Below are 21,775 nucleotides of genomic sequence, written 5' to 3'. Positions count from 1 at the left end.
TGACCGACCGGTCAGCTGGTCAGGGTCTAGGAAACGGGTGACTCCTGTCACAACTCCCTGTTGTGACAGGTAAATCCGTGTCCGAATAGCCGAGATCGAATTTGCGAACCGCCGATCTCTTGTTACCGTTCGAGTAGCCCGGTTGCTGGTGCATCCCCCGTCGCCAGCAACCGGGTCTTTCCATGTGCGGAATTCCGTGCGCCGTCAACGGCCTTACTACTGGGCCGAGTTGCTCCCCGAGCGCAGCAGCAGCGGCCCGGCGGAGCCGGCGCCCTTCGCGAATTCCGCGACCGCCGTGTACGCCCCCGCGACCCCCGCCGTACGTTCCCTGGGCGTCTCGCACACCCCCGGATCGTCGTCCGCGTCCACCGCGCAGTTCATCTGCACCGTGCGGCCGCCGGGGCCCATCAGACTCAGTACGGAGCTCAGCGCGTCACCGGTGGCGTTGCGGTAGTAGGTACGCGCCCAGGTCTCCTCGCCCTGCGCCATGACACAGGTCTGCGCCTCGACGCCGTCGGGCGAGGAGAGCTCGGGACCGCACCGGGCGGCGGTCGCGAGACCGAGGCCGAGCAGCCGGGGAGAGCGCCCGGGCCGGGGCGCCGGCGGCCGGTCGTCCGCGCGAACCGTCTCGCGTACGGCCGTGGAGTCGCCGCCGCCCACGGAGCCGGCCGAAGCCACGGCCAGCGGCAGGGCGAGGACGAACGCCACGACACCTGCCAGCGCCACAAGTCGAACTCTTCGGGGGTCCGGCCCGCCGGGAGGCGGCGATGAGGCGCTGGGCCCCCCAGAATGACGCTGCATACGCGGACGATAACGAGCGGGGGCGGGCGCGCGGCTCACCGCGCGCCGGACGCCCCTACAACTCGGGCGCGCTCACACCCGTACGAGTGAGTGCCTCGACCACGGCGTCCACCACGGCCTCCACATCGGGCACCCAGGGGGCGGCCGAGCCGGGCAGCGGAGCGCGCTCCCAGCGGATCTGGCCCTGGCCCGTCTCGGACGGCGGCAGGGCGATGTAGCCGCCCTCTCCGTGGAAGCGCAGGGAGCCGGGAACGAAGTCCTTCGCGTAGAGGAGTTCGCCGAGCTGTTCCATGGAGTACGGGGCGACGAGGATCGCCCAGCGGGTGGGGGAGGCGACGACCGGGCCGAGGCGCATGCCGTTGCGGTCGAGGGCGTCGAGAGCACGGGCCGCCGCGAGGGCGGGCAGGCTCACCGCGCACGGGGCGCCGCCGCCGGTGGCCAGCACGATGGGTGCCGACGGCCGGTTGGTCCACCACCAGCGCACCATGCGCTCGTCGGTGGTGGCCGCGAGGAGGCCGGGGTCGAAGGGATGGGCGCCGGGCACCGTGCACTCCGGGTCGGGACATCCGCAGCGGGCACGCCCCTGCGGATCGGCCGCCACACCCGGGAGTACGGGCCACCGCCATTGGGTCGCGAAGGTCAGGGCCGCGCTGAGCATCTCAGGCCTCCCGTTGTTTCGCCTGGACAGGAGCCTGCGTCGCCTTCCGAGGATCTCGCGCATGAGCGCTCGTTCCTTTCCGTTGCACGCCTGGCAACACCGAGGATCACATCACACCATGTGTCGATCTCTTCACTGTGCGTACCTGCTGGCGCATCACACCCCTGTTGGAGACAAGGGGAACCCCTCTGGGCCGAGCATGTGGCTGCGTCCGCGCCCGTACTGCGTGTACCAACAGCATGGGCATGGCGTGGGGTGGCGGCGCCTGGCGTTTTGCGTCCCGCGTATTTCTTGCCGCCTCCGCCACGGGGAGGATGGGGCACGGTCGTCGGTGGTTAAGACGCCCGGGTCCGTCGCCAGGTTCCGGGCGGATCTCAACCACCCCTGGCCTTCACCGAGTACGTACCCATCACGACCGCTGTGACGCTCCGTCGAACGAGGCCAGTCGACCTCAATAAGCCGTTGCCCGAGTCAGTTTTAGGCCAACTTTGTTTTCCCGCAAGGGTTACCGACGGTCTCACGGACACCAGTAATCCCAGCAGGACAATGCTGGACATCCCCTCACGAGTACGTGTACATGTGGAGACACCGCTAGCGGCGCAGAACGACATGGGGGTTTGCGATGCTATTGAGCAATACGCACCGGTCGGAAAGCCGGACGTCATGAACGCCCCTCACCTTCCGAAAGTGGCTGGAATCGATTCAACGGTTCCTTCGCCCGCACACACTGTCGCGCCGACGCCTGCCCCCACGGGGGCCTCCTCGGCCGTCTCCCCGGTCGATCCCGGGGCCGTTCTCCAAGATCGTCTCGCGGGCTGGGTCTCGGATCTCACCACGCTCCACGAACTCACCGAGCGCCTGGCACGCACCGCGACACTGAGCGACGCACTGCAGGAAGTGCTGCGCGCCGGAGCCGCCCTCGTGGGCGCCCGGCGCGGTCTCGTCGTCATGGAACCCGGCGACGGACTGGGTCCCGACACCACCATCGGACTCGGCCTCGCCCGAGCGGATCTCGGCCACATCGAGACCGTGCCGCGCAGCTCCATGTCGTACGGGAAGATCCTGGACGGGCTGCCGGGCGGCGAGGGCGAGATCACCCAGCCGGACCTCCTGTCGGAGGACGGGCTCGACCCGCGCCACCGCGAGGTGGCCGCCCGTCTCGGCTACGCCGCGAGCTACGCGCTGCCGCTGTCCACCGAGGCGGCGGGCCGCCTCGGTGCCGCCGTCTGGCTGTACGACGAACCCGCCGAACCGGTGGAGCGCCAGCGTCACCTCATCGGCCTGTACGTCCGGTACGCCACGGAGCACCTGGCCCGGCTGCTGGAACTGGAACGCACGCGCACGGCCATGACCACGATCGCCGCCGAGCTGCTTCCCCCGCGGCTGCCCCGGGTCTCCGGCGTCCAGCTCGCCGCCCGGCACCGCACCGGCCCGCGCGGTGGCGGCGACTGGTACGACGCGCTGCCGCTGCCCGACGCCGCGCTCGGCCTCGCGGTCGGCTCCGTCAGCGGATCCGGCCCCAGCGCGATCGCCGCCATGGGCCGGCTGCGGGCCTCCCTGCGGGCCTACGCCGTCATGGAGGGCGAGGACCCCGTCGCCGTGCTCTCCGACCTCGAACTGCTGCTGCGGCTCACCGAACCGGCGCGCTCCGCGACCGCTCTCTTCGCCTACTGCGAGCCGGCCCTGCGCAAGCTCACCCTCGCCGGTGCCGGACACAGCCCGCCCCTGGTGATCGGCCCCCGGCGCACCGAGTTCGTGGAGACCTCCCTGTCGGCTCCCCTGGGCATGCTCGCCTGCTGGGAGGCCCCGAGTGTCGAACTGACCGCCGAGGCCGGCGAGACCGTGCTGATCTACACCGACGGTCTGCTGCACCGCACCGGCGATCCGATGGACCGTGCCTTCGCCCGGCTGCACGCGGCGGCGGCGAGTGTCCCGAGGGCCGTCCGCGACGACCCCGGCGCGATCGCCGACCACGTCCTGCGCTGTGTGCTGCCGGACGGCTTCGACGAGTCGGACTGCGACGAGGACATCGTCCTGCTGGCCGCCCGGTTCGAGTGAGGGAACGGACACCTCGTGTAACAGGCCTTCCGGCCCTGGGCCCCCTTCAGTACGACCGTACGATGGGAGGCGGTCCACAGTCGTATCTAGGAGGCAGACCGTGTCGGAGGCGCTCACCCCGGAGACCCCGGAAGCCGTGCTCGACGAAACCGCTGACGGTGAGGAAGAGCCGATCAAGCAGCGTAAGAACGGCCTGTACCCGGGCGTGTCCGACGAGCTGGCCGACAGCATGAAGTCCGGCTGGGCCGACACCGAGCTGCGGGGCCTCACCCCGATCGCGCAGGCCGAGTACACCGCGGCCCGCCGCGCCGCGCTCTCGGCGCGCTTCCCGGGCGAGCGCCTGGTGATCCCGGCGGGCAACCTGAAGACCCGCTCGAACGACACCGAGTACCCCTTCCGTGCCTCGGTCGAGTACGCGTACCTCACCGGCAACCTCACCGAGGACGGCGTCCTCGTGATGGAGCCGGTCTCCGAGGGCCACCGGGCGACGATCTACCTGCTGCCGCGCTCCGACCGCGAGAACGGCGAGTTCTGGCTGTCCGGGCAGGGCGAGCTGTGGGTCGGCCGCCGCCACTCCCTGACCGAGGCCGAGCAGCTGTACGGCATCCCGGCGTCGGACGTCCGCGAACTCGCGGCGGCGCTGAAGGAAGCCACGGGGCCCGTCCGGGTCGTGCGCGGCTACGACGCCGCCGTCGAGGCCGCCCTCACCGACAAGGTCACCCGCGAGCACGACGACGAACTCCGTGTCTTCCTCTCCGAGGCACGGCTCGTCAAGGACGAGTTCGAGGCCGGCGAGCTGCAGAAGGCCGTCGACTCCACCGTGCGCGGCTTCGAGGACGTCGTGAAGGTCCTCGACAAGGCCGAGGCCACCAGCGAGCGCTACATCGAGGGCACCTTCTTCCTGCGCGCGCGGGTCGAGGGCAACGACATCGGCTACGGCTCGATCTGCGCCGCCGGCCCGCACGCCTGCACGCTGCACTGGGTGCGCAACGACGGCCCGGTCCGCTCCGGCGACCTGCTGCTGCTCGACGCCGGTGTGGAGACCCACACCCTCTACACCGCCGACGTCACGCGCACGCTGCCGATCAACGGCACGTACACGGAGATCCAGAAGAAGATCTACGACGCCGTGTACGAGGCCCAGGAGGCCGGTATCGCGGCCGTCCAGCCGGGCGCCAAGTACCGCGACTTCCACGACGCCGCGCAGCGCGTGCTGACCGAGAAGCTCGTCGAGTGGGGCCTCGTCGAAGGGCCGGTCGAGCGCGTCCTGGAGCTCGGCCTCCAGCGCCGCTGGACTCTGCACGGCACCGGCCACATGCTCGGCATGGACGTCCACGACTGCGCCGCCGCGCGCACCGAGACCTATGTCGAGGGCACGCTGGAGCCGGGCATGTGCCTGACCGTCGAGCCCGGCCTGTACTTCCAGGCGGACGACCTGACCGTGCCGGAGGAGTACCGCGGCATCGGCGTCCGCATCGAGGACGACATCCTCGTCACCGCGGACGGCAACCGGAACCTGTCGGCCGGCCTGCCGCGCCGGTCGGACGAGGTCGAGGCCTGGATGGCGTCCCTCAAGGGCTGACATAGTGCCCGCGAGGGCTGATACGAGACTGATGGCCGGGCGCCCTCCAGGGTGCCCGGCCATCGGTGTGTCCAGGGGGCGGCGGTGGCCCCCGGACGTCGGCGCGCCCGCGGGCCCGGCGGTGCCCGCGGGTTTTCGGTGTGCCTGGGGGGCGGCTTTTCGTGGACGACGACTTCTGGTCCGGCGTCGGAGTGGACCTGCATCTGGAACCGGACGCGTCGGCCGGGCGCAGGGCCGGGCTCGAACGGGCTCTCCGGGACGCCGTCCGCACCGGACGGCTCAGCCCGGGCACCCGGCTGCCCGCGACCCGGCGGCTCGCCACCGAACTCGGCATCTCCCGGGGCACGGCGAAGGCGGCGTACGACCAGCTGATCGCCGAGGGCTATCTGACGGCACGGCAGGGCTCGGGCACCGAGGTGGCCCCGCTCCCGGCCGACGGCGCGGCGGCGGACGTACGGGCGCCACGCGCGCGTACGCCCCGTTTCGATCTGCGCCCCGGCAGCCCGGACGTCGGCACGTTCCCGGCGGCGGCCTGGCTGCGGGCGCTGCGCCGCGCCATCGCGACGGCGCCCTCCTCGGCGTACGACTACGGGGATCCCCGCGGCCGGATCGAACTGCGGACGGCGCTGTCGGGCTACCTCGGACGGGCCCGCGGGGTGATCGCGCCACCCGAGCGGATCGTCATCACCTCGGGCTACGTCCAGGCGCTCGCCCTCCTCACCCGTGTGCTGGACGGCGGGACGGTGGCCATGGAGGACCCCGGGCTGCCGTTCCACCGTGACGTGGTGCGCAGGAGCGGCGGAGCCGTCGTGCCGCTGACCGTCGACGAACACGGCGCCCGCGCCGACGACCTGGCCGCGCTCGGGGCGGACGCGGTCGTCGTCACCCCCGCGCACCAGTATCCGACCGGTGTCACGCTCCACCCCGAGCGGCGGCGGGCGCTCACCGACTGGGCCCGCACACGGGACGGGCTGATCATCGAGGACGACTACGACGGGGAGTTCCGCTACGACCGGCAGCCGGTCGGCGCCCTCCAGGGAATGGCCCCGGCCCACGCCGTCTACGTCGGCACGGCTTCCAAGACACTCGGCCCCGCCCTGCGCCTCGGCTGGATGGTGCTGCCCCCTCACCTGGTCGAACCGGTCGCCGACATCAAGCTGCACAGCGACCACCACACCGAGTCCATCGGCCAGTTGGCGCTCGCCGAGATGATCGAGAGCCACGCGTACGACCGTCACGTGCGCGCGTGCCGACTGCGCTACCGGCGCCGCCGCGACCAGCTCCTCGACCGGGTGGGGGCGCGCAGGAACGTGCGGGGGATCGCCGCGGGGCTGCACGCGTTGGTCGAGGTGGCGGACGAGTCGCGGGTCCTGGCGCGTGCCGAGGAGGAGGGGCTCGCGGTCGGGCGGCTGGGCGACCACTGGCACACACCGGGCGACGACCGGCCGCAGGGGCTGGTCGTCGGGTACGGAACGCCGCGCGAGCGGATGTATCCCGAGGCCCTGGAGGTGCTGGGGCGGGTGTTGACGGGGGACGAGGGGCGCCGGGGCGGGCCGGTGTGATCCGGAGCGGGCCGCCGAACGGGGTGGTCCGGACCGGACTCGGTGATGAATTGGACCATCGAAAGGCTCGGTGAATGGGCCTGCCGATCGGTCCATCCGGCTCGTAGCGTCGAAGCCATGACGCATCGCGCCGCACGATCCGCAGAGTTCGCGCAGAGCAACGCTCCGGACATCTCCTCGCGGAAGACCTCGTACGGGGCCTCCGCCGACGATGCCTCCGCCCATGCGGCCACTTCGCACGAGGCCGCTTCACCGGTGGCGGCGGCGCGTGACCTCGCGGGGGCTCGTACGCCGCGCGGCTCGGCCCGGGCAAGCCGCCTCGTCCCGCCCTCCGGTCCGCGGCGGGTGCTAGCGCTCGCGCAGCTGAGCAACTCCGTGGGGGACGGCGCCTATTACGTGACGTCCGCGCTGTACTTCACGCACGTCGTCGGGCTGTCTCCCGGGCGGGTGGGGCTCGGACTGACCGTCGCCTGGGCGGTCGGCTCGCTGGTCGGTGTGCCGCTGGGCGGGCTCGCCGACCGTCGCGGACCACGCGGCACGGCGGTGCTGCTGGCGCTGGCGACCGCGACGGCGGTGGCGTCCTTCCTGGTCGTCCAGGGCTTCGTCGCCTTCGTGGTCGCGGCCTGCGCGTACGCGTCCGCGCAGTCGGGGCTCGGGGCGGCCCGGCAGGCACTGCTCGCCGCGCTGATACCGGCCGGCGAGCGCACCGGGCTCCTCGCGCATCTCCAGTCGACACTCAACGCCGGTCTGGCGGTGGGCGCGGGCCTCGGCGGTCTCGCCCTGCACGCCGGGACGCGGTCGGCGTACCTCGGGGTGTTCGCGCTCGACGCGGTGGGCTTCCTGGTGTGCGCGGCGCTGTTGTGGCGGCTGCCGTCGGTGGCGCCGACCCGCGGGGACCGGAAGGGGAATCGGGGGCTCGGTGTGCTGCGGGACCGCCCGTACGTGCTGGTCACGTTCCTCAACACCGTGCTGCTGCTGCGGATGCCGCTGCTCAGCCTCGGCATACCGCTGTGGATCACCGAGCGCACCGAGGCGCCCGCCTGGCTGGTGTCCGCGCTGTTCGTGCTCAACACCGTCGCGGTGATGGCCTTCCAGGTGCGGATGGCCCGGGGTGTCACGGACCTCGCCACGGCGACCCGCGCCATTCGCCGCTCCGGGATCGTGATGCCGGCGTCCTGCGCGGTGTTCGCCCTGTCGTCCGGTGCCTCCCCCTGGGTCGCGGCCGCCGTCCTCGTGGCGGGTGCGGTCCTCCAGGCCGTCGCCGAGATGCAGCAGTCCGCCGGCTCCTGGCAACTGGCCTTCGACCTGGCCCCGTCCGACCGTATGGGCGAGTACCAGGGCTTCTTCGGTACGGGGGTCACGGTGGCCCGCACCATGGGCCCCCTCGTCCTGACGGCGCTGCTGGTGGGCTGGGGGACACCGGGATGGCTGCTGCTGGGAGCTCTGATGGCCGGGGCGTCGTACGCGATGGGACCGGCGGCGCGGTGGGCGGCCTCCCGCGAGGCGGGGGCCGCGGGTCACCGGGCCGACGTCCGTCCCCGGAACGGCGGAGCCCGACGGACGCCGGTCACCGCGGCCACCCGGAACTGAACCTCGAAGCCCGCCGATGCCGGTTCGGTCTCCTCAGGCGACGCGGACCGGTGGGCCGGTCCTCACTGGCAGCGAATCCACGAACAGCGCCCCGGCGAGCAGGGCGCCGCTTCCCCGGGGGCTCCACGCGCGCGCGTGGAGATCGTCGTCGAGGGCGGCCAGGCTCGCGCGCCCCGCCTCCGTGGAGGAGCCCCCCGCTTCCAGCACGCCCCGGGCGCCCGCCTGGACGTGACGGAGGCCGTGGGGACCGGCGGTGTACAGCAACTCGGTGTCCTGGAGGGTGGACATGACGGTGAGGAGGGCGTCGAGGCGGGCGCGCGGTTCGGGCACGCCGGCCGAGCGGGCGGTGGCGAGCGCGTCCAAGGCCCGCCGCACATGGGGGAATCCGGCACGCGCCTCACCGCGCGCACCGGCCGCCCCGTACTTCGCGGAGACGGACGAGCCGCGGGAGGGCCGCCGCGGTGCCCGCCGGTCGGTGTGTGCCGCGATCCGCTTGGCGGTCGCGGTGACGTCGGGCCCGGCGGCCCGGGGGTCCAGGGCGGCCGCGGCGACCAGGAGGCCGAGCGCCCACAGGGCACCGCGGTGGCCGCCCCCCGTCAGGGCCACCGAGTGCTCGGTGCACCGGCCGATCGCGCCCAGTTCCGCGCGGAGTTCGGGCGTGGCCCGGCCGGTGCGGCGGGCGGCGGCCGCCATGGCCGCGAGGCCGGGTGCCAGCGCGTTGGCGGACCAGCGCAGGGAGCCGAGATCCCGCCGGGTGGCGCGGGCACGGAGGTCGCGCGGGTCGGGCAGTCCGGGTTTGGGGGCCAGCTCCAACTGCCGGGTCAGCGCGGCCACGGCGGCCCGCGCCAGCGCCTCGTCGTCCTCGCGGCTGCTCATGGACGTACCCCTTCTTGTGAGGACGCCGACGGTGAAGGCGCCCAGGGACGAACTCGGCTACGAGCGAAGGACGTCACGGACAAAGGACGTCGAGGCCAGGGACGTCGAAGCAAAGGACGCCGGGGCGAAGGAGGTTACTGACGGGGGCGGCCGTGAGGAAGACGGCGGGTTCATGAGGACGCGGAGGCCGACGGGCTCGCACTGTCGCTCGGGGCGTCGCTCGGCGGCGTACGGGGGGCAACACCCGGCGCGGCCGCTCGGGAGCGTGCCGCCGCACACCGCCGCCACCTCCCGCGCCGGTCGTGTCCCTGCGGCGTCCCGTCATGCCGGGAAGCCTAGGAACGTCAGCCCTCAGGAGCATGGGTGAGCGCTGTGACGAACCTGTGAGCCCTGAGAAGACCGAAGCCGCATCACGCCGGAATCCTGTCGCCCCGTGGGCGCGGTGCGCGCGGTGCGCGCGGTGGTGACGGGAGACGGGCTTCGGGGAGGGGCGGCACAGAGCCGACGGCGGAGGCGGCGCAGGCGGGCGGAGGCGGGCGGAGGCGGCACAGCGGTGCGGCCGAAGGCGAGGCCGGTGAGCGAGAGCCGGAGGGCGGTCCAGCCGTCGCGCCGGGTGAGGATCGCGCCGTAGACGGTAGACGAGCGCGGTGATGCCCAGGGCGCCGCGGACGGCGCCCGCGCCGTCGGACGGACGTCGCCACCGCCACCGCCACCGCCACCGCCACCGCCACCGCCACCGCCACCGCCACCGCCACCCAGAGCGTCAAGCCGGCAGCAGCGAGGGGACCTTCCTCCACTTGAGGATCTTGTCGAAGCTGACCACCGCCCCGCCCCGCCCCGGCTTGTTGCCGATGTGGACGTGGTCGGCGAGCTCCTGGATGAGACACAGACCGCGGCCGTGCTCGGCGTCCTCCCCTGCCGGGCGGAGCAGGGTGCGGGCGTTCCCGGCCGGAAAGCCCGGGCCGGAATCGGCGACTTCGATGCGGCACTGATCACCGTCGAGGTAGGCCGTCACGCGGTACGCCTCGCAGGAGGCGCCCCGCACCGTGTCCCCGCCGTGCTCGACGGCATTGGCGCAGGCCTCGGTGAGGGCGACGGAGAGGTCGTACGAGATGTCCGGGTCGACGCCCGCGCTCTCCATCGTGCCGAGCAGCAGACGTCTGGCGAGCGGGACACTCGCAGCCTCGCGCCGCAGATGGAGTGACCACCAGATGCTCATGCTCCAGCCTCCTGGGCGCGGCTCGACATACCGTTACGTATTGCCGCAACCAGCCGTGCGCAATCGCCTACGGGACGTGATGCCGCCCATACGGCGGACGCGCTCACATGAGGGGGCGGTGTATGCGCGGGCGAATCGCGACCGGACGCCGACCTTTCGGCCGTACGCCGCGTTGCGGACGGACCGGCCGCATGCCATCAATCGGACCTGCCGTCCGTGGCGGGTGGGCCCAGTGCGATGATGAGCCCGCCATGACTGCCCCCCACCAGCGTTCGGTGCGCTCCGGAGCAGGCCTCCGGACCCTGAGGGCCGCGGTGTTCGCCGCGGTCTGCGTCGTGCTGGCCGCGGCCGGTCATGGGATCGCCTCCTGCACCACGGCCCCCTTGTGGACACTGGGCGCCGGTTTCCTCGCGGTCTTCGCCGTCGCCGCCGCACTGGCGGGACGGGAACGCACGCTTCCGGGCATCGTGGCGGTCCTCGCGTTCGGCCAGACCGTGCTGCACACGCTCTTCGGGCTCGGCCTGCACGCCACCGCGACGGCCACCGGGTCCATGGGCTCGATGGCCTCGGGGATGTCGATGTCCGACGCCTCGCTCGTGGCGCGGGCCGCCCGCCTGGCGTGCGGTACGACCGCGGCGGCGATCAGCCCCGTACAGGCCCAGAAGATCCTGGCCGACGCGCGGATCGACACGGGCATGACGGACATGGCGTCGTCCATGCACCACGCCGCCGACGCCGTACCGGCCGCCGCGGGCACCTCGATGTCGGTGCTGCCCTCCCTGCCGATGCTGCTCGGCCACGTCCTCGCGGCCGTCGCCACCGGGTGGGTGCTGCGCCGAGGCGACCTCGCGCTCCTGCGTCTCATGCGCCTGTCGGCTCAGGGAGTCGCGGAAGGGGCGCTCGTACGGTCCTTGCGCGCCGCCATGACCCTCGTACGCGCCCTGCGCGCGGGACTTCCCGGGGCGCCCGAGATCGCGCGCACGCCCCGCACCGCGCTGCTCGCGACCCCCACTCCACGGACGACCACCCTCCAGCACACGGTCGTCCGACGCGGGCCGCCCGCCTCCGCACTCGTCCTCGCCGCCTGACACGACGCGCCGCTTCACGGAATCCACGGAAGCCCCGGAGTCCACGCCTTCAAGGACCTGGACCTCCTCGGACTTCACAGGCCTTCCCGGAGGGGACGCGGTCGTGCCGCACGCGCGCGTGCCCGCCCGGTCTCCCCCGGACACGGATTCACCCCTCTCCCGGGACGCCGAGGCGCACGCGCATCCCCTCGTCACCGGACTGAAAGTGGAGTGTTCTCTTCCATGAAGGCTTCTCGCATCGCCGCCGTCTGCACCGTCGCCGCCTCGGCCGTTCTCGCCGTCTCCGCCCCCGCGTTCGCGCACGTCAGCGTGCAGCCCGAGGGCGTGGCCGCCAAGGGCGACTACGCCGTCGTGAACTTCAAGGTTCCCAACGAGCGCGACGACGCCTCGACCACCAAGGTCGAGGTGAGCTTCCCGGCCGACCACCCGCTCTCCTCCGTCATGCCGCAGCGGCTCGACGGCTGGACCGTGAAGGTCACCAAGTCCAAGCTGGCCGAGCCGATCACCGCGCACGGCAAGAAGATCGACGAGGCCGTCACCAAGGTCACCTGGACCGCCGACGGCAAGGGCATCGAGGCCGGCTTCTTCCAGAAGTTCCCGCTCTCCATCGGCGCGCTGCCCGAGGACACCGACGAACTCGTCTTCAAGGCCGTCCAGACGTACTCCAACAAGGAGGTCGTGCGCTGGATCGAGCCGCAGAAGGAGGGCGCGGAGGAGCCCGAGAACCCGGCTCCGGTGCTCGCGCTCTCGGCCGCGTCCGAGGGTGGCCACCACGGGGCCGGCGCCGCGGAGGAGGCCTCGCACGACGAGAAGGCCGAGGACGCCGAGAAGACAGCCAAGGACACCACCGAGGCGGCCTCCTCCACGGACGGCAGCGACACCACCGCGCGCGTGCTCGGCGTCGTGGGCATCGTCGTCGGCCTGGCGGGCGTGGCCTACGGCGTGCTGGCCGGTCGGCGGCGTACGAACGCCTGAGGTGCCGCACGGCACCTGAGGTACTGAGACACACCCCCTCCCGGTGCGCACCGGAGGGCCGCAGGACGCGGCTCTCCGGGCAGGACCGGACCGGAACCGACCGGACCGGACCGGCTCGCGCCTCGGGCCGGACCTGTTCGACTCGGTCCGGCCCGGACCCGCCCCCGGTCACGTCCGACCTGGCCCTTCGGCCTCGTACGGCCCCCGGTGCGCACCGGAGCGCTCACATCTGGGACATTTTTCTATGCGCAAGAAGACGTACGCGGTGGCCGCCCTGTTCGCCGCCGCCGCTCTGACCCTCTCCGCCTGCGGCAGTGGCGACGACAGCAACAAGCCGGTCGCCGACGTGTCCGCCGAGGCCGGCTCCGGCAAGGCCGCGACGGTCCTCGACAAGCCCTTCGAGAAGCCGGACCTCGTGCTCACCGACACGACCGGCGAGAAGTACGACCTGCGGGCGCAGACCAAGGGCAGGCCGACGCTCGTCTACTTCGGCTACACCCACTGCCCCGACGTCTGCCCGTTGACGATGAACAACCTCGCGGTCGCCAAGAGGCAGCTGCCGAAGGCCGAGCAGGACAAGCTGCGCGTCGTCTTCGTCACCACCGACCCGGACCGCGACACCCCCGCCGCTCTCGGCAAGTGGCTCAAGGGCATCGACTCCGACTTCATCGGCCTGACCGGCGACTTCGACACGATCCAGGCCGGTGCCCGCACCCTGGGCATCTCCATCGAGCCGACCTCGAAGGACAAGGACGGCAAGGTCGTCTCCGTGCACGGCACCCAGGTCATCGCCTTCTCGCCGAAGACCGACGGCGGCTATGTGCTGTACGGCGAGGACGCCACCGTCGACGACTACACCAAGGACCTTCCCAAGATCGCCGAGGGGAAGACCCCGTGAGGCACCGTCCAGGCCGACCCGCGGGACTCCTCGCCGTCGGCGCGCTGGTCCTGGCCGCCGCAGGGACGCTGGCGGGCTGCGCCCCGGACGACGGCGGCTCCCCGGGCTCCTCTTCGTCCTCTTCCTCGTCGTCCTCTTCCTCGTCCTCTTCGGCCAGGCCCGAACTCAAGGTCACCGGCGCCTACATGCCCGCCCCGAGCATGGACACCATGGCGGCGGGCTTCTTCACCGTCACCAACCCCGGCGGCGCCGACACACTGACCTCGGTCACCAGCGACCTCTCGGACGACGTGACGCTGCACTCGACCAAGGACGGCGCCATGCAGGAGGAGAAGTCCTTCACCGTGCCCGCCGAGGGCACCCTGGACTTCGCGAGCGGCGGCAACCACCTCATGTTCGCAAAGCTCACCCACAAGCCCCGGCAGGGCGAGAAGGTGTCCGTGGAACTGCACTTCGCCAAGTCCGGCACGGTGAGGATCTCCATGCCGGTGAAGTCCGCGACGTACAACCCGAAGACCGGGCACTGAGGGAGGCATCACCGTGACACTGACCATCGCCTCCCGCTTCCGGACCCTCCTGCTGCTGTTCCTCGCCGTCACCGGCGCGCTCCTGGCCGGCGCCGCGCCCGCCTCCGCGCACGCCGCGCTGACCGGGAGCGACCCGAAGCAGGGATCGGTGGTCGACAAGGCACCCACCCAGATCTCGCTCACCTTCTCCGAGCAGGTCTCGCTCGGCGACGGCGCGCTCCGCGTACTCGACCCCAAGGGCAAGCGGGTCGACGCCGGCGGCGCGAGCAACCTGGGCGGCACCACGTACGGCGTGAAGCTGCACGCGGGGCTGCCCGACGGCACGTTCACCGTCACCTACCAAGTGGTGTCGGCGGACAGCCATCCCGTCTCCGGTGCCTTCACCTTCTCCATCGGCGCCCCCTCGCAGACCTCCGTCGCCCTGTCCGACCAGGCGGTGGGCGGCGGCGTCGTGGGCTTCCTCTACGGAGCCGCGCGCTACTTCTCGTACGCCGGATTCATCCTGCTCGTCGGCGGCGCCGCCTTCGTGCTGGCCTGCTGGCAGCGGGGCTCCGGCATCCGGCCGGTGCAGCGGCTCGTGGTCTCCGGATGGCTCACGCTGACCGTCTCCACGCTCGCTCTGCTGCTCCTGCGCGGTTCGTACGTCGGTTCCGGCAAGGTCGGCGACATCTTCGACCTGACGCTGCTCGGGCAGGTGCTGCAGACCAAGTCGGGCGCGGCACTGGTGTCCCGGCTGCTGCTGCTCGCCGCGGCGGCGCTGTTCATCGCGGTGCTCTTCGGCGCGTACGCCAAGCGGGACGAGGACGAACGGGCGGCGGCCGAGTCCGCCTCCGGGAACACCGCCGTCGCGACGGCGACCGGTGCCAAGGCGACCGTAGCGGCGACGGCTGTCGGTGCGAAGGCGGCCACCACCGCGAAGACCGCGGGCGGGGAGTCGGCCGAGGCCGTGACCACGAGATCGGGCGAGGCCTCGGCCGGCGGGCCCGACGGCGTCCCCAACGCCGACGACGCCGCCGCCGACGCCGACGATCTGGCCGCGGAGAAGAAGGACCTCACCTTCGGACTCGCCATCGGCGGCGTGGTCGTCGCGGCCGGTCTCGCCGCGACCTGGGCGATGGCCGAGCACGCCTCGACCGGCATCCAGGCGGGCATCGCGATGCCCGTCGACGTCCTGCATCTCCTGGCGGTCGCCGTCTGGCTCGGCGGCCTGTCGACGCTGCTGGTGGCCCTGTTCCGGGCGCCGGCCGAAGCGCAGATCGAGGCGGCGGCCGTGCGCCGGTTCTCCCGCCTCGCGTTCGGCGGTGTCCTCGTCCTGGTCGCGACCGGGATCTACCAGTCGTGGCGGCAGGTCGGCTCCTGGTCGGCGCTCACCGACACGACGTACGGGCAGCTGCTGCTCGTGAAGGTCGGCCTGGTGGCGCTCCTCGTGGGCATCGCGTGGATCTCACGGCGCTGGACGGCCCAGCTGGCTCAGGCACCGGCCCCCGAGGCCGTGGCGGCGGCCCTGGTGGAGCAGCGCTCGGCGCGCAGCACGCCCGCCACCGTCCCCGCCGACTCCCGGCGCGCCGCACAGCTCGCCCGGCAGCAGGCCGCCGTGGCCTCCGCGCGCGACAAGCGGGTCCGCGACGCCGACCCGCACCGCTCGGGTCTGCGCCGCTCGGTGCTGGCCGAGGCCGGGGTCGCGGTCGTCCTGCTCGCGGTCACGACCGCGCTGACGGCCACCGAGCCGGGTCGTACGGAGGAGGCGGCCCAGCGGGCCACGGCGTCCGCCTCGCAGCGGTCCGGGCCGCTGTCCCTGAAGATCCCGTTCGACACCGGCGGCGAGGACGGCAAGGGCACGGTGGAGGTCACCCTCGACCCGGCCCGTGTCGGCGGCAACGAGATGCATGTCTTCGTGGTCCGGCCGAACGGCAAGGCCTTCGACGTCCCCGAGGTGAAGGTCGCCTTCACGCTCGCCTCGAAGGACGTCGGCCCGCTGCCCGTGACCCCCGACCGGATCGCCACCGGACACTGGACGGCGAACGGGGTGCAGATCCCCATGGCGGGTGACTGGAAGATCGCGGTGACCGTGCGCACCTCGGACATCGACCAGGCCACCGTGAACAAGAACGCGCAGATCGGCTGAACCTGACCATGGCTGACCAGTCCACCCCTGGGACCTCCTCCGCCCGAGAGATCCCCTCCCCCGAGGCGTCCCCGGACGTCGCGTCTTCGAACGCCTCCCCGAAGGGGGTCATGTCGCGGCGCCGGCTGCTCGGCACGGCGGGCGCCACCGGGCTCGCCCTCGGAGCGGCGGGGGCGGCCGTGGGGTACACGGCGGCGCCCTCGGCCGAGGAGGCCACCCCGCTGGCCTCGGTCGGCATGGACACGGTGATGTTTCACGGGAAACATCAGCCCGGCATCACCACCGCGCTCCAGGCGCGCGGCCACCTCGTCGCCTTCGACCTGGCGGCCGGCGCGGGCCGCAGGGAGGCCGCCGCACTGCTGCGCCGCTGGTCGGAGACGGCCCGGCGGCTGATGACGGGCGAGGCCGCGGCCCACGAGGACACGGATGTCGCACGGGACGCCGGGCCGTCGTCCCTGACGGTCACCTTCGGCTTCGGACACAGCTTCTTCGCGCGTACGGGGCTGGAGAAGCGGCGTCCGGTCGCCCTCGACCCGTTGCCCGACTTCTCCTCCGACCACCTCGACAAGGCCCGCAGCAACGGCGACCTGTGGGTGCAGATCGGCGCGAACGACGCCCTCGTCGCCTTCCACGCCCTGCGGGCGATCCAGAAGGACGCGGGCAGCGCGGCACGTGTGCGCTGGCAGATGAACGGTTTCAACCGCTCGCCGGGTGCCACCGCCGAGCCGATGACCGCGCGCAACCTGATGGGCCAGATCGACGGCACTCGCAATCCGAAGCCGTCCGAACCCGACTTCGACGGGCGGGTCTTCGTACCCGCCTCCGGCGACCCGGAATGGATGGCGAACGGCTCGTACGCCGTCGTCCGCCGCATCCGGATGCTGCTCGACGACTGGGAGAAGCTCTCGGGCAAGGCCCAGGAGGACGTCATCGGGCGGAGGAAAACCAACGGGGCGCCGTTGAGCGGCGGCACCGAGACCACCGCGATGGACCTGGACAGGACCGACGCCGACGGCAACCTGGTCGTCCCCATCAACGCGCACGCCCGGATCACCCGGCCCGACCAGAACGGCGGGGCCGCGATGCTGCGCCGTCCCTTCTCCTTCCACGACGGCATCGACACCGACGGGGTGCCCGACGCCGGTCTGCTCTTCGTGTGCTGGCAGGCCGATCCGGTGCGCGGCTTCGTCCCTGTCCAGCGCAAACTCGACCGCGGCGACGCGCTCTCTACGTTCATCCGCCACGAGTCGAGCGGACTGTTCGCGGTTCCGGGCGGCGCGGCGCAGGGGGAGTACGTGGGACAGCGGTTGCTGGAGGCCTAGGGGACCTGCGCCGGAGGGCTACGGGACCTTCCGGTGCCGGTGCCGGGGCCCGGCACCGGCACCAGGGCCCATTAGGGTGACGGTATGTCGGCGACGCGCTACACCTATCTCGGCCCCGAGGGAACGTTCACCGAGGCCGCCCTCCGCACGCTTCCCGAGGCCGCGACGCGGGAGCTGGTGCCCATGGTGTCCGTCCCGGCCGCGCTCGACGCGGTGCGCGGCGGCCAGGCCGCGGGCGCGCTCGTCCCGATCGAGAACTCCGTCGAGGGCGGTGTCACCGCCACGCTCGACGAGCTCGCCAAGGGCGACCAGCTGATGATCTACCGCGAGGTCGTGCTGCCGATCGCCTTCGCCCTGCTGGTCAGGCCCGGCACGGCGTTGAAGGACGTCAAGACGGTCACCGGACACCCGGTCGCCCAGCCCCAGGTCCGCAACTGGCTGGCCGCGCACCTGCCGCACGCCCTGTGGGAGTCGGCGGCGTCGAACGCTGACGGCGCCCGGCTGGTCCAGGAGGGCCGCTTCGACGCGGCCTTCGCGGGTGAGTTCGCCGCGGCGACATACGGTCTCGAGCCCCTGGTGACCGAGATCCACGACGCGGCGAACGCCGAGACCCGCTTCGTGCTGGTCGGCCGGCCGGCCCGGCCGGCCGCACCGACCGGCGCCGACAAGACGTCCGTGGTCATCTGGCTCGGCGACGACCACCCCGGCGCGCTGCTCGAACTGCTGCAGGAGTTCGCCGTGCGCGGCGTCAACCTGATGCGCATCGAGTCCCGCCCGACCGGCCAGGGCATCGGCAATTACTGCTTCTCGGTGGACGCCGAGGGCCATATCACCGACCGCCGGGTGGGCGAGGCCCTGATGGGTCTCAAGCGGATCTGCCCCCAGGTGCGTTTCCTCGGTTCCTATCCGCGGGCCGGTGTCGGCCTGGAGGATGTACGGCCGCTGCGGCCCGGAACGTCGGACGACGCCTTCTCGGCCGCGTCGGACTGGCTGGCGCGCTGCGCGGACGGCCGGTTCTGAGCGGCGGGTCCACACCCGTCCGAGCGTTTCCCCACGGTCCTACCTGCTGATTTTCGTCATCCACAGATGTTATCCACAGGTGCGCTTCTCGACCTGGGGACAAGTCGACAACGAAGCACTACATCGTCGACAAATCGGCTACTGGACCCAAGTGCTTCCACACCCTCGCACGTCACCCTTCGTCTACCCTTTTCCATTGATCAACCCTATGGAGTGAATCATTTACACCCGAAAGTGGGTGTACGGAGGGTTTGAACCGGGAATTCCTCAGCCGCCGAGGGCTACTTGGAATGATCAATTCCGACATCCACAGATCTTCCACACAGCCTGTGGATAACTGTCCGAGGGACCGGATTCCTGTGGACAACCCGGTTCGCAAGTCCCGTCCCCCGCAAGGAAATCCAGTCAACCGGTGAGGCGCGGTCTGCCCCGTTTCAGGGAGTAGGACCCTTTTCCTTGACGTCGACCGGTGACCAAGGGATTCAGTCCGGCATTTCACTCATACCGTGACAGCCCTCACGCTCCGGAATATCGAGTCGTTGGCCGGAAGCCCGCACCGGTAGCCTTGAGGGGTGATTGACCTTCGTCTGCTCCGTGAGGACCCCGACCGTGTTCGCGCCTCCCAGCGCGCCCGTGGAGAGGACGTCGCGCTCGTCGACTCCCTCCTCTCCGCCGACGAGCGGCGCAGGTCGTCCGGCGTCCGCTTCGACGAGCTGCGCTCCGAACAGAAGGCGCTCGGCAAGCTGATTCCCAAGGCCTCCCCGGACGAGCGCGCCGAACTGCTGAAGAAGGCCGAGCAGCTCAAGACCGACGTCAAGGCCGCCGACGCCGAACAGAACGAGGCGGACGAGGAGACCAAGCGGCTCCTCCTCCAGCTCGGCAACCTGGTGCACCCCGACGTCCCGGTCGGCGGCGAAGAGGACTTCGTCGTCCTGGAGACGCACGGCACCATCCGCGACTTCGCCGCCGAGGGCTTCGAGCCCAAGGACCACCTGGAGCTCGGCGAGGCGCTGGGCGCCATCGACGTCGAGCGCGGCGCCAAGGTGTCCGGCTCGCGCTTCTACTACCTGACGGGCGTCGGCGCGCTCCTGGAGCTCGCCCTCGTCAACGCGGCGATCGCGCAGGCCACCGAGGCCGGCTTCACGCCGATGCTGACCCCCGCGCTGGTCCGCCCGCGCGCCATGGAGGGCACCGGCTTCCTCGGCCAGGCCGCGGAGAACGTGTACCACCTGGAGAAGGACGACTACTACCTGGTCGGCACCTCCGAGGTACCCCTCGCGGCGTACCACATGGACGAGATCCTGGACGCCGACAAGCTGCCGATGCGCTACGCCGGTTTCTCGCCGTGCTTCCGCCGCGAGGCCGGCACCTACGGCAAGGACACCCGCGGCATCTTCCGCGTGCACCAGTTCGACAAGGTCGAGATGTTCTCGTACGTCGACCCCGCGGACGCCGAGAACGAGCACAAGCGGCTCCTCGAGTGGGAGAAGCAGTGGCTGACCGGCCTCGAACTGCCCTTCCAGGTGATCGACGTGGCGAGCGGCGACCTGGGCTCCTCGGCCTCCCGCAAGTTCGACTGCGAGGCGTGGATCCCGACCCAGGGCAAGTACCGCGAGCTGACCTCGGCCTCCAACTGCGACGGCTTCCAGGCCCGCCGCCTGTCCGTCCGTATGCGCGACGGCAAGAAGGTCCAGCCGCTCGCCACACTGAACGGCACGCTGTGCGCCGTCCCGCGCACCATCGTCGCGATCCTGGAGAACCACCAGCTCGCCGACGGTTCGGTACGCGTTCCCGAGGTGCTGCGGCCCTACCTGGGCGGCCGTGAGGTTCTGGAGCCGATCTCCAAGTGACCGGCAACTCTGGGTCGACCGGATCGTCCGGGGCCACCGGGCCGGGGGCGTTCCCGTACAAGCTCGTCGCGACCGATCTCGACGGGACGCTGCTGCGTCCCGACGAGACGGTCTCGGCCCGTACGCGTGAGGCGCTCGCCGCCGTGACAGCGACGGGCGCGGCCCACATCGTCGTCACCGGACGCGCGGTGCCCTGGACGCGGCACATCCTCGACGACCTCGGCTACCACGGCCTCGCGGTCTGCGGTCAGGGCGCGCAGGTCTACGACGCGGGGGAGCACCGCCTGCTCACCTCGGTGACGCTGGACCGGCAGCTGGCCGGTCTCGCGCTCGCCAAGATCGAGGCGGAGGTCGGCCCCCTGCTGCTGGCCGCGAGCCGCGACGGGCTCGACGGCGAGGTGCTGGTCGGCCCCGGCTACCGCAGGCTCGACGGCTCGCTGCCGGTCGTCCCGATCAAGGACGCGGCGGACCTCTGGTCGGCCCCTCTGAACAAGGTGTACGTCCAGCACCCGACGCTCTCCGACGACGAGCTCGCGGCCGTGGCCGTGGAGGTGGCGGGCGGACTCGTCGGTGTGACGATGGCGGGCGCGGGGATAGTGGAACTCCTCCCCCTCGGCCTCTCCAAGGCGACGGGACTGTCCCTGGCGGCCCGGCGCCTCGGCGTCAAGGCGGCGGACACCATCGCCTTCGGCGACATGCCGAACGACCTGCCGATGTTCGCCTGGGCGGCACACGGGGTGGCCATGGCCAACGCCCACGACGACCTCAAGGCGATCGCGGACGAGGTGACGTCCTCGAACGAGGAGGACGGCATCGCGGTGGTGCTGGAACGGTTGCTGGCGCAGTCGTAGCGGTCGCCGTGGCGGCAGCGGCGGCCGACGGCCGCTGCCGGGCAGGAGCCGGACGGAACTGTCGGCCGGCTGGTCGCGTGCGAACGTCTTGCGGAGGATGCGCGGATCGAACGCGCGCGGGGTTTCACCCCCGACCACGGCTTAGCAAGCCGGTGCCTTTCCACTCGGCCAATCCTCCGGGTGGGCGGCCCGCGCGTGACGCGCGCTCGAAGCGGCCGCCCCGGACAGCTCCCCGTGCGAGCGGGTTCGACGGAGGGGTAACTACTCCGGAACCCGCCGCGGGCTGCCCTGTCGGGAGCTCGACGTACTGCTCCTGATGAACATCGTCGCGCTCCTCTCCCAGAACGTGGCGCCGGCTCGATCCGGCGGGGTGGACACAACCACTGTGCCCGTACGCCGACTTGGGCGCCACTGATTAAAGGCCGCCCCCGTGGGGCCTCACTTGCGGCGCCACCTGCGCCGCCGCCCCTTGCTGAAGAACCACCCCGCGGGCGGCTCGTCCGAGCGCCAGGGCTGTGGATCGGGGCCTCCCTCGCGCCATCGGGCGGTGAGCATGCGCGCCCGGGCCGACGGCTCGGCCGTCTCCGCGGACCGTATGAAGTTCTCGTCCAGGACGAGGTCGTCCCACTGCTCCCCGGCCGTGTCCCCGGACCTGGCCCCTGACGCGTCCCCGGCCTCTTCGCGGCCGTCACCCCGTGGTTCCTCGGATGCCATCCCCGTTCCTCCTGGCCGTGCGTTCCCGTCCGGCCAGTGTGCCCGGACAGGGATGAAGC

At 71.9% G+C, this 21,775-nt stretch carries 18 protein-coding genes and 1 tRNA gene; 13 read left to right on the top strand and 6 right to left on the bottom strand.

The genetic code is table 11. The features are described 5' to 3' along the window. Positions 1 to 216 precede the first annotated feature (216 nt). Both ACFWBT_RS24650 and ACFWBT_RS24645 read right to left on the bottom strand, forming a co-directional pair. The gene (locus ACFWBT_RS24650) at positions 217 to 801 is read right to left on the bottom strand and encodes a hypothetical protein (RefSeq protein WP_385703988.1); all 585 of its coding nucleotides are present in this window, start codon (positions 799 to 801) and stop codon (positions 217 to 219) included. A gap of 55 nt (positions 802 to 856) precedes the next feature. Beyond that, a complete protein-coding gene (locus tag ACFWBT_RS24645) occupies positions 857 to 1,522 on the bottom strand; it encodes a bifunctional DNA primase/polymerase (protein WP_385703986.1) in 666 nt (221 codons plus the stop codon). Positions 1,523 to 2,005: 483 nt separating this feature from the next. On the opposite strand from ACFWBT_RS24645, the gene ACFWBT_RS24640 reads away from it, so the two are divergent. From ACFWBT_RS24640 to ACFWBT_RS24625, 4 genes are all read left to right on the top strand, one after another. Continuing rightward, positions 2,006 to 3,517 (top strand): PP2C family protein-serine/threonine phosphatase, encoded by a 1,512-nt coding sequence (locus tag ACFWBT_RS24640; RefSeq protein WP_385703983.1) that lies wholly within the window; start codon positions 2,006 to 2,008, stop codon positions 3,515 to 3,517. A gap of 100 nt (positions 3,518 to 3,617) precedes the next feature. Continuing rightward, positions 3,618 to 5,099: an aminopeptidase P family protein gene (locus tag ACFWBT_RS24635; protein ID WP_385703981.1), complete on the top strand. Its 1,482-nt coding sequence runs from the start codon at positions 3,618 to 3,620 to the stop codon at positions 5,097 to 5,099. A gap of 161 nt (positions 5,100 to 5,260) precedes the next feature. Continuing rightward, the gene (locus tag ACFWBT_RS24630) at positions 5,261 to 6,661 is read left to right on the top strand and encodes a PLP-dependent aminotransferase family protein (RefSeq protein WP_385703978.1); all 1,401 of its coding nucleotides are present in this window, start codon (positions 5,261 to 5,263) and stop codon (positions 6,659 to 6,661) included. Between the two features lie 117 nt (positions 6,662 to 6,778). Next, positions 6,779 to 8,251, top strand: a complete 1,473-nt coding sequence (locus tag ACFWBT_RS24625) for an MFS transporter (protein ID WP_385703976.1) — start codon at positions 6,779 to 6,781, stop codon at positions 8,249 to 8,251. A gap of 33 nt (positions 8,252 to 8,284) precedes the next feature. Here ACFWBT_RS24625 and ACFWBT_RS24620 read toward each other — a convergent pair whose 3' ends face one another. Both ACFWBT_RS24620 and ACFWBT_RS24615 read right to left on the bottom strand, forming a co-directional pair. Continuing rightward, complete coding sequence (locus ACFWBT_RS24620) at positions 8,285 to 9,127, bottom strand: triphosphoribosyl-dephospho-CoA synthase (protein ID WP_385703973.1); 843 nt, start codon at positions 9,125 to 9,127, stop codon at positions 8,285 to 8,287. Positions 9,128 to 9,890: 763 nt separating this feature from the next. Then, a complete protein-coding gene (locus ACFWBT_RS24615; RefSeq protein ID WP_385703971.1) occupies positions 9,891 to 10,346 on the bottom strand; it encodes an ATP-binding protein in 456 nt (151 codons plus the stop codon). Positions 10,347 to 10,597: 251 nt separating this feature from the next. Here ACFWBT_RS24615 and ACFWBT_RS24610 point away from each other — a divergent pair, with 251 nt between their 5' ends. The 9 genes from ACFWBT_RS24610 (at position 10,598) to ACFWBT_RS24570 (ending at position 21,002) form a co-directional block, all read left to right on the top strand. Continuing rightward, on the top strand, positions 10,598 to 11,434 hold the full coding sequence (locus ACFWBT_RS24610; RefSeq protein WP_385703969.1) for a hypothetical protein: 837 nt from the start codon (positions 10,598 to 10,600) through the stop codon (positions 11,432 to 11,434). Positions 11,435 to 11,656: 222 nt separating this feature from the next. Next, the gene (locus ACFWBT_RS24605; RefSeq protein ID WP_385703966.1) at positions 11,657 to 12,409 is read left to right on the top strand and encodes a YcnI family protein; all 753 of its coding nucleotides are present in this window, start codon (positions 11,657 to 11,659) and stop codon (positions 12,407 to 12,409) included. 244 nt (positions 12,410 to 12,653) lie between these two features. Next, positions 12,654 to 13,307 carry an SCO family protein gene (locus ACFWBT_RS24600; protein WP_385703964.1) on the top strand — a complete coding sequence of 218 codons (654 nt, stop codon included), beginning with the start codon at positions 12,654 to 12,656 and terminating at the stop codon, positions 13,305 to 13,307. Beyond that, positions 13,304 to 13,834 carry a copper chaperone PCu(A)C gene (locus ACFWBT_RS24595; protein WP_385703962.1) on the top strand — a complete coding sequence of 177 codons (531 nt, stop codon included), beginning with the start codon at positions 13,304 to 13,306 and terminating at the stop codon, positions 13,832 to 13,834. Before ACFWBT_RS24600 ends, ACFWBT_RS24595 begins: the two co-directional genes overlap by 4 nt. Before the next feature lie 13 nt (positions 13,835 to 13,847). Next, positions 13,848 to 15,959, top strand: a complete 2,112-nt coding sequence (locus ACFWBT_RS24590) for a copper resistance CopC/CopD family protein (protein WP_385703960.1) — start codon at positions 13,848 to 13,850, stop codon at positions 15,957 to 15,959. An 8-nt stretch (positions 15,960 to 15,967) separates the two neighbouring features. Next, a complete protein-coding gene (efeB, locus tag ACFWBT_RS24585; protein ID WP_385703959.1) occupies positions 15,968 to 17,281 on the top strand; it encodes an iron uptake transporter deferrochelatase/peroxidase subunit in 1,314 nt (437 codons plus the stop codon). 84 nt (positions 17,282 to 17,365) lie between these two features. After that, positions 17,366 to 18,301 carry a prephenate dehydratase gene (gene pheA / locus ACFWBT_RS24580; RefSeq protein WP_385703957.1) on the top strand — a complete coding sequence of 312 codons (936 nt, stop codon included), beginning with the start codon at positions 17,366 to 17,368 and terminating at the stop codon, positions 18,299 to 18,301. A gap of 572 nt (positions 18,302 to 18,873) precedes the next feature. Continuing rightward, positions 18,874 to 20,151, top strand: a complete 1,278-nt coding sequence (gene serS, locus ACFWBT_RS24575; protein ID WP_385703954.1) for a serine--tRNA ligase — start codon at positions 18,874 to 18,876, stop codon at positions 20,149 to 20,151. Then, positions 20,148 to 21,002: an HAD family hydrolase gene (locus ACFWBT_RS24570; RefSeq protein WP_385703953.1), complete on the top strand. Its 855-nt coding sequence runs from the start codon at positions 20,148 to 20,150 to the stop codon at positions 21,000 to 21,002. Before serS ends, ACFWBT_RS24570 begins: the two co-directional genes overlap by 4 nt. Positions 21,003 to 21,093: 91 nt before the next feature. On the opposite strand, the gene ACFWBT_RS24565 is transcribed toward ACFWBT_RS24570, so the two are convergent. Together ACFWBT_RS24565 and ACFWBT_RS24560 are read right to left on the bottom strand one after the other, a co-directional pair. Further along, positions 21,094 to 21,180, bottom strand: a tRNA-Ser gene (locus tag ACFWBT_RS24565). A 260-nt stretch (positions 21,181 to 21,440) separates the two neighbouring features. Continuing rightward, the gene (locus ACFWBT_RS24560) at positions 21,441 to 21,716 is read right to left on the bottom strand and encodes a hypothetical protein (RefSeq protein ID WP_385703951.1); all 276 of its coding nucleotides are present in this window, start codon (positions 21,714 to 21,716) and stop codon (positions 21,441 to 21,443) included. Positions 21,717 to 21,775 lie beyond the last annotated feature (59 nt).

The organism is Streptomyces sp. NPDC060027 (assembly GCF_042737005.1).
Classification (GTDB): Bacteria; Actinomycetota; Actinomycetes; order Streptomycetales; family Streptomycetaceae; genus Streptomyces.
Note: the sequence above shows the minus strand (reverse complement) of the source record. Positions and strands in the feature narration are given on the sequence as shown.

Coding starts and splice junctions, on each gene's coding strand:
- ACFWBT_RS24650 (WP_385703988.1), bottom strand. CDS start 801: ATGCAGCGTCATTCTGGGGGGCCCAGCGCCTCATCGCCGCCTCCCGGC.
- ACFWBT_RS24645 (WP_385703986.1), bottom strand. CDS start 1,522: ATGCGCGAGATCCTCGGAAGGCGACGCAGGCTCCTGTCCAGGCGAAAC.
- ACFWBT_RS24640 (WP_385703983.1), top strand. CDS start 2,006: ATGCTGGACATCCCCTCACGAGTACGTGTACATGTGGAGACACCGCTA.
- ACFWBT_RS24625 (WP_385703976.1), top strand. CDS start 6,779: ATGACGCATCGCGCCGCACGATCCGCAGAGTTCGCGCAGAGCAACGCT.
- ACFWBT_RS24620 (WP_385703973.1), bottom strand. CDS start 9,127: ATGAGCAGCCGCGAGGACGACGAGGCGCTGGCGCGGGCCGCCGTGGCC.
- ACFWBT_RS24615 (WP_385703971.1), bottom strand. CDS start 10,346: ATGAGCATCTGGTGGTCACTCCATCTGCGGCGCGAGGCTGCGAGTGTC.
- ACFWBT_RS24610 (WP_385703969.1), top strand. CDS start 10,598: ATGACTGCCCCCCACCAGCGTTCGGTGCGCTCCGGAGCAGGCCTCCGG.
- ACFWBT_RS24605 (WP_385703966.1), top strand. CDS start 11,657: ATGAAGGCTTCTCGCATCGCCGCCGTCTGCACCGTCGCCGCCTCGGCC.
- ACFWBT_RS24600 (WP_385703964.1), top strand. CDS start 12,654: ATGCGCAAGAAGACGTACGCGGTGGCCGCCCTGTTCGCCGCCGCCGCT.
- efeB (WP_385703959.1), top strand. CDS start 15,968: ATGGCTGACCAGTCCACCCCTGGGACCTCCTCCGCCCGAGAGATCCCC.
- pheA (WP_385703957.1), top strand. CDS start 17,366: ATGTCGGCGACGCGCTACACCTATCTCGGCCCCGAGGGAACGTTCACC.
- ACFWBT_RS24560 (WP_385703951.1), bottom strand. CDS start 21,716: ATGGCATCCGAGGAACCACGGGGTGACGGCCGCGAAGAGGCCGGGGAC.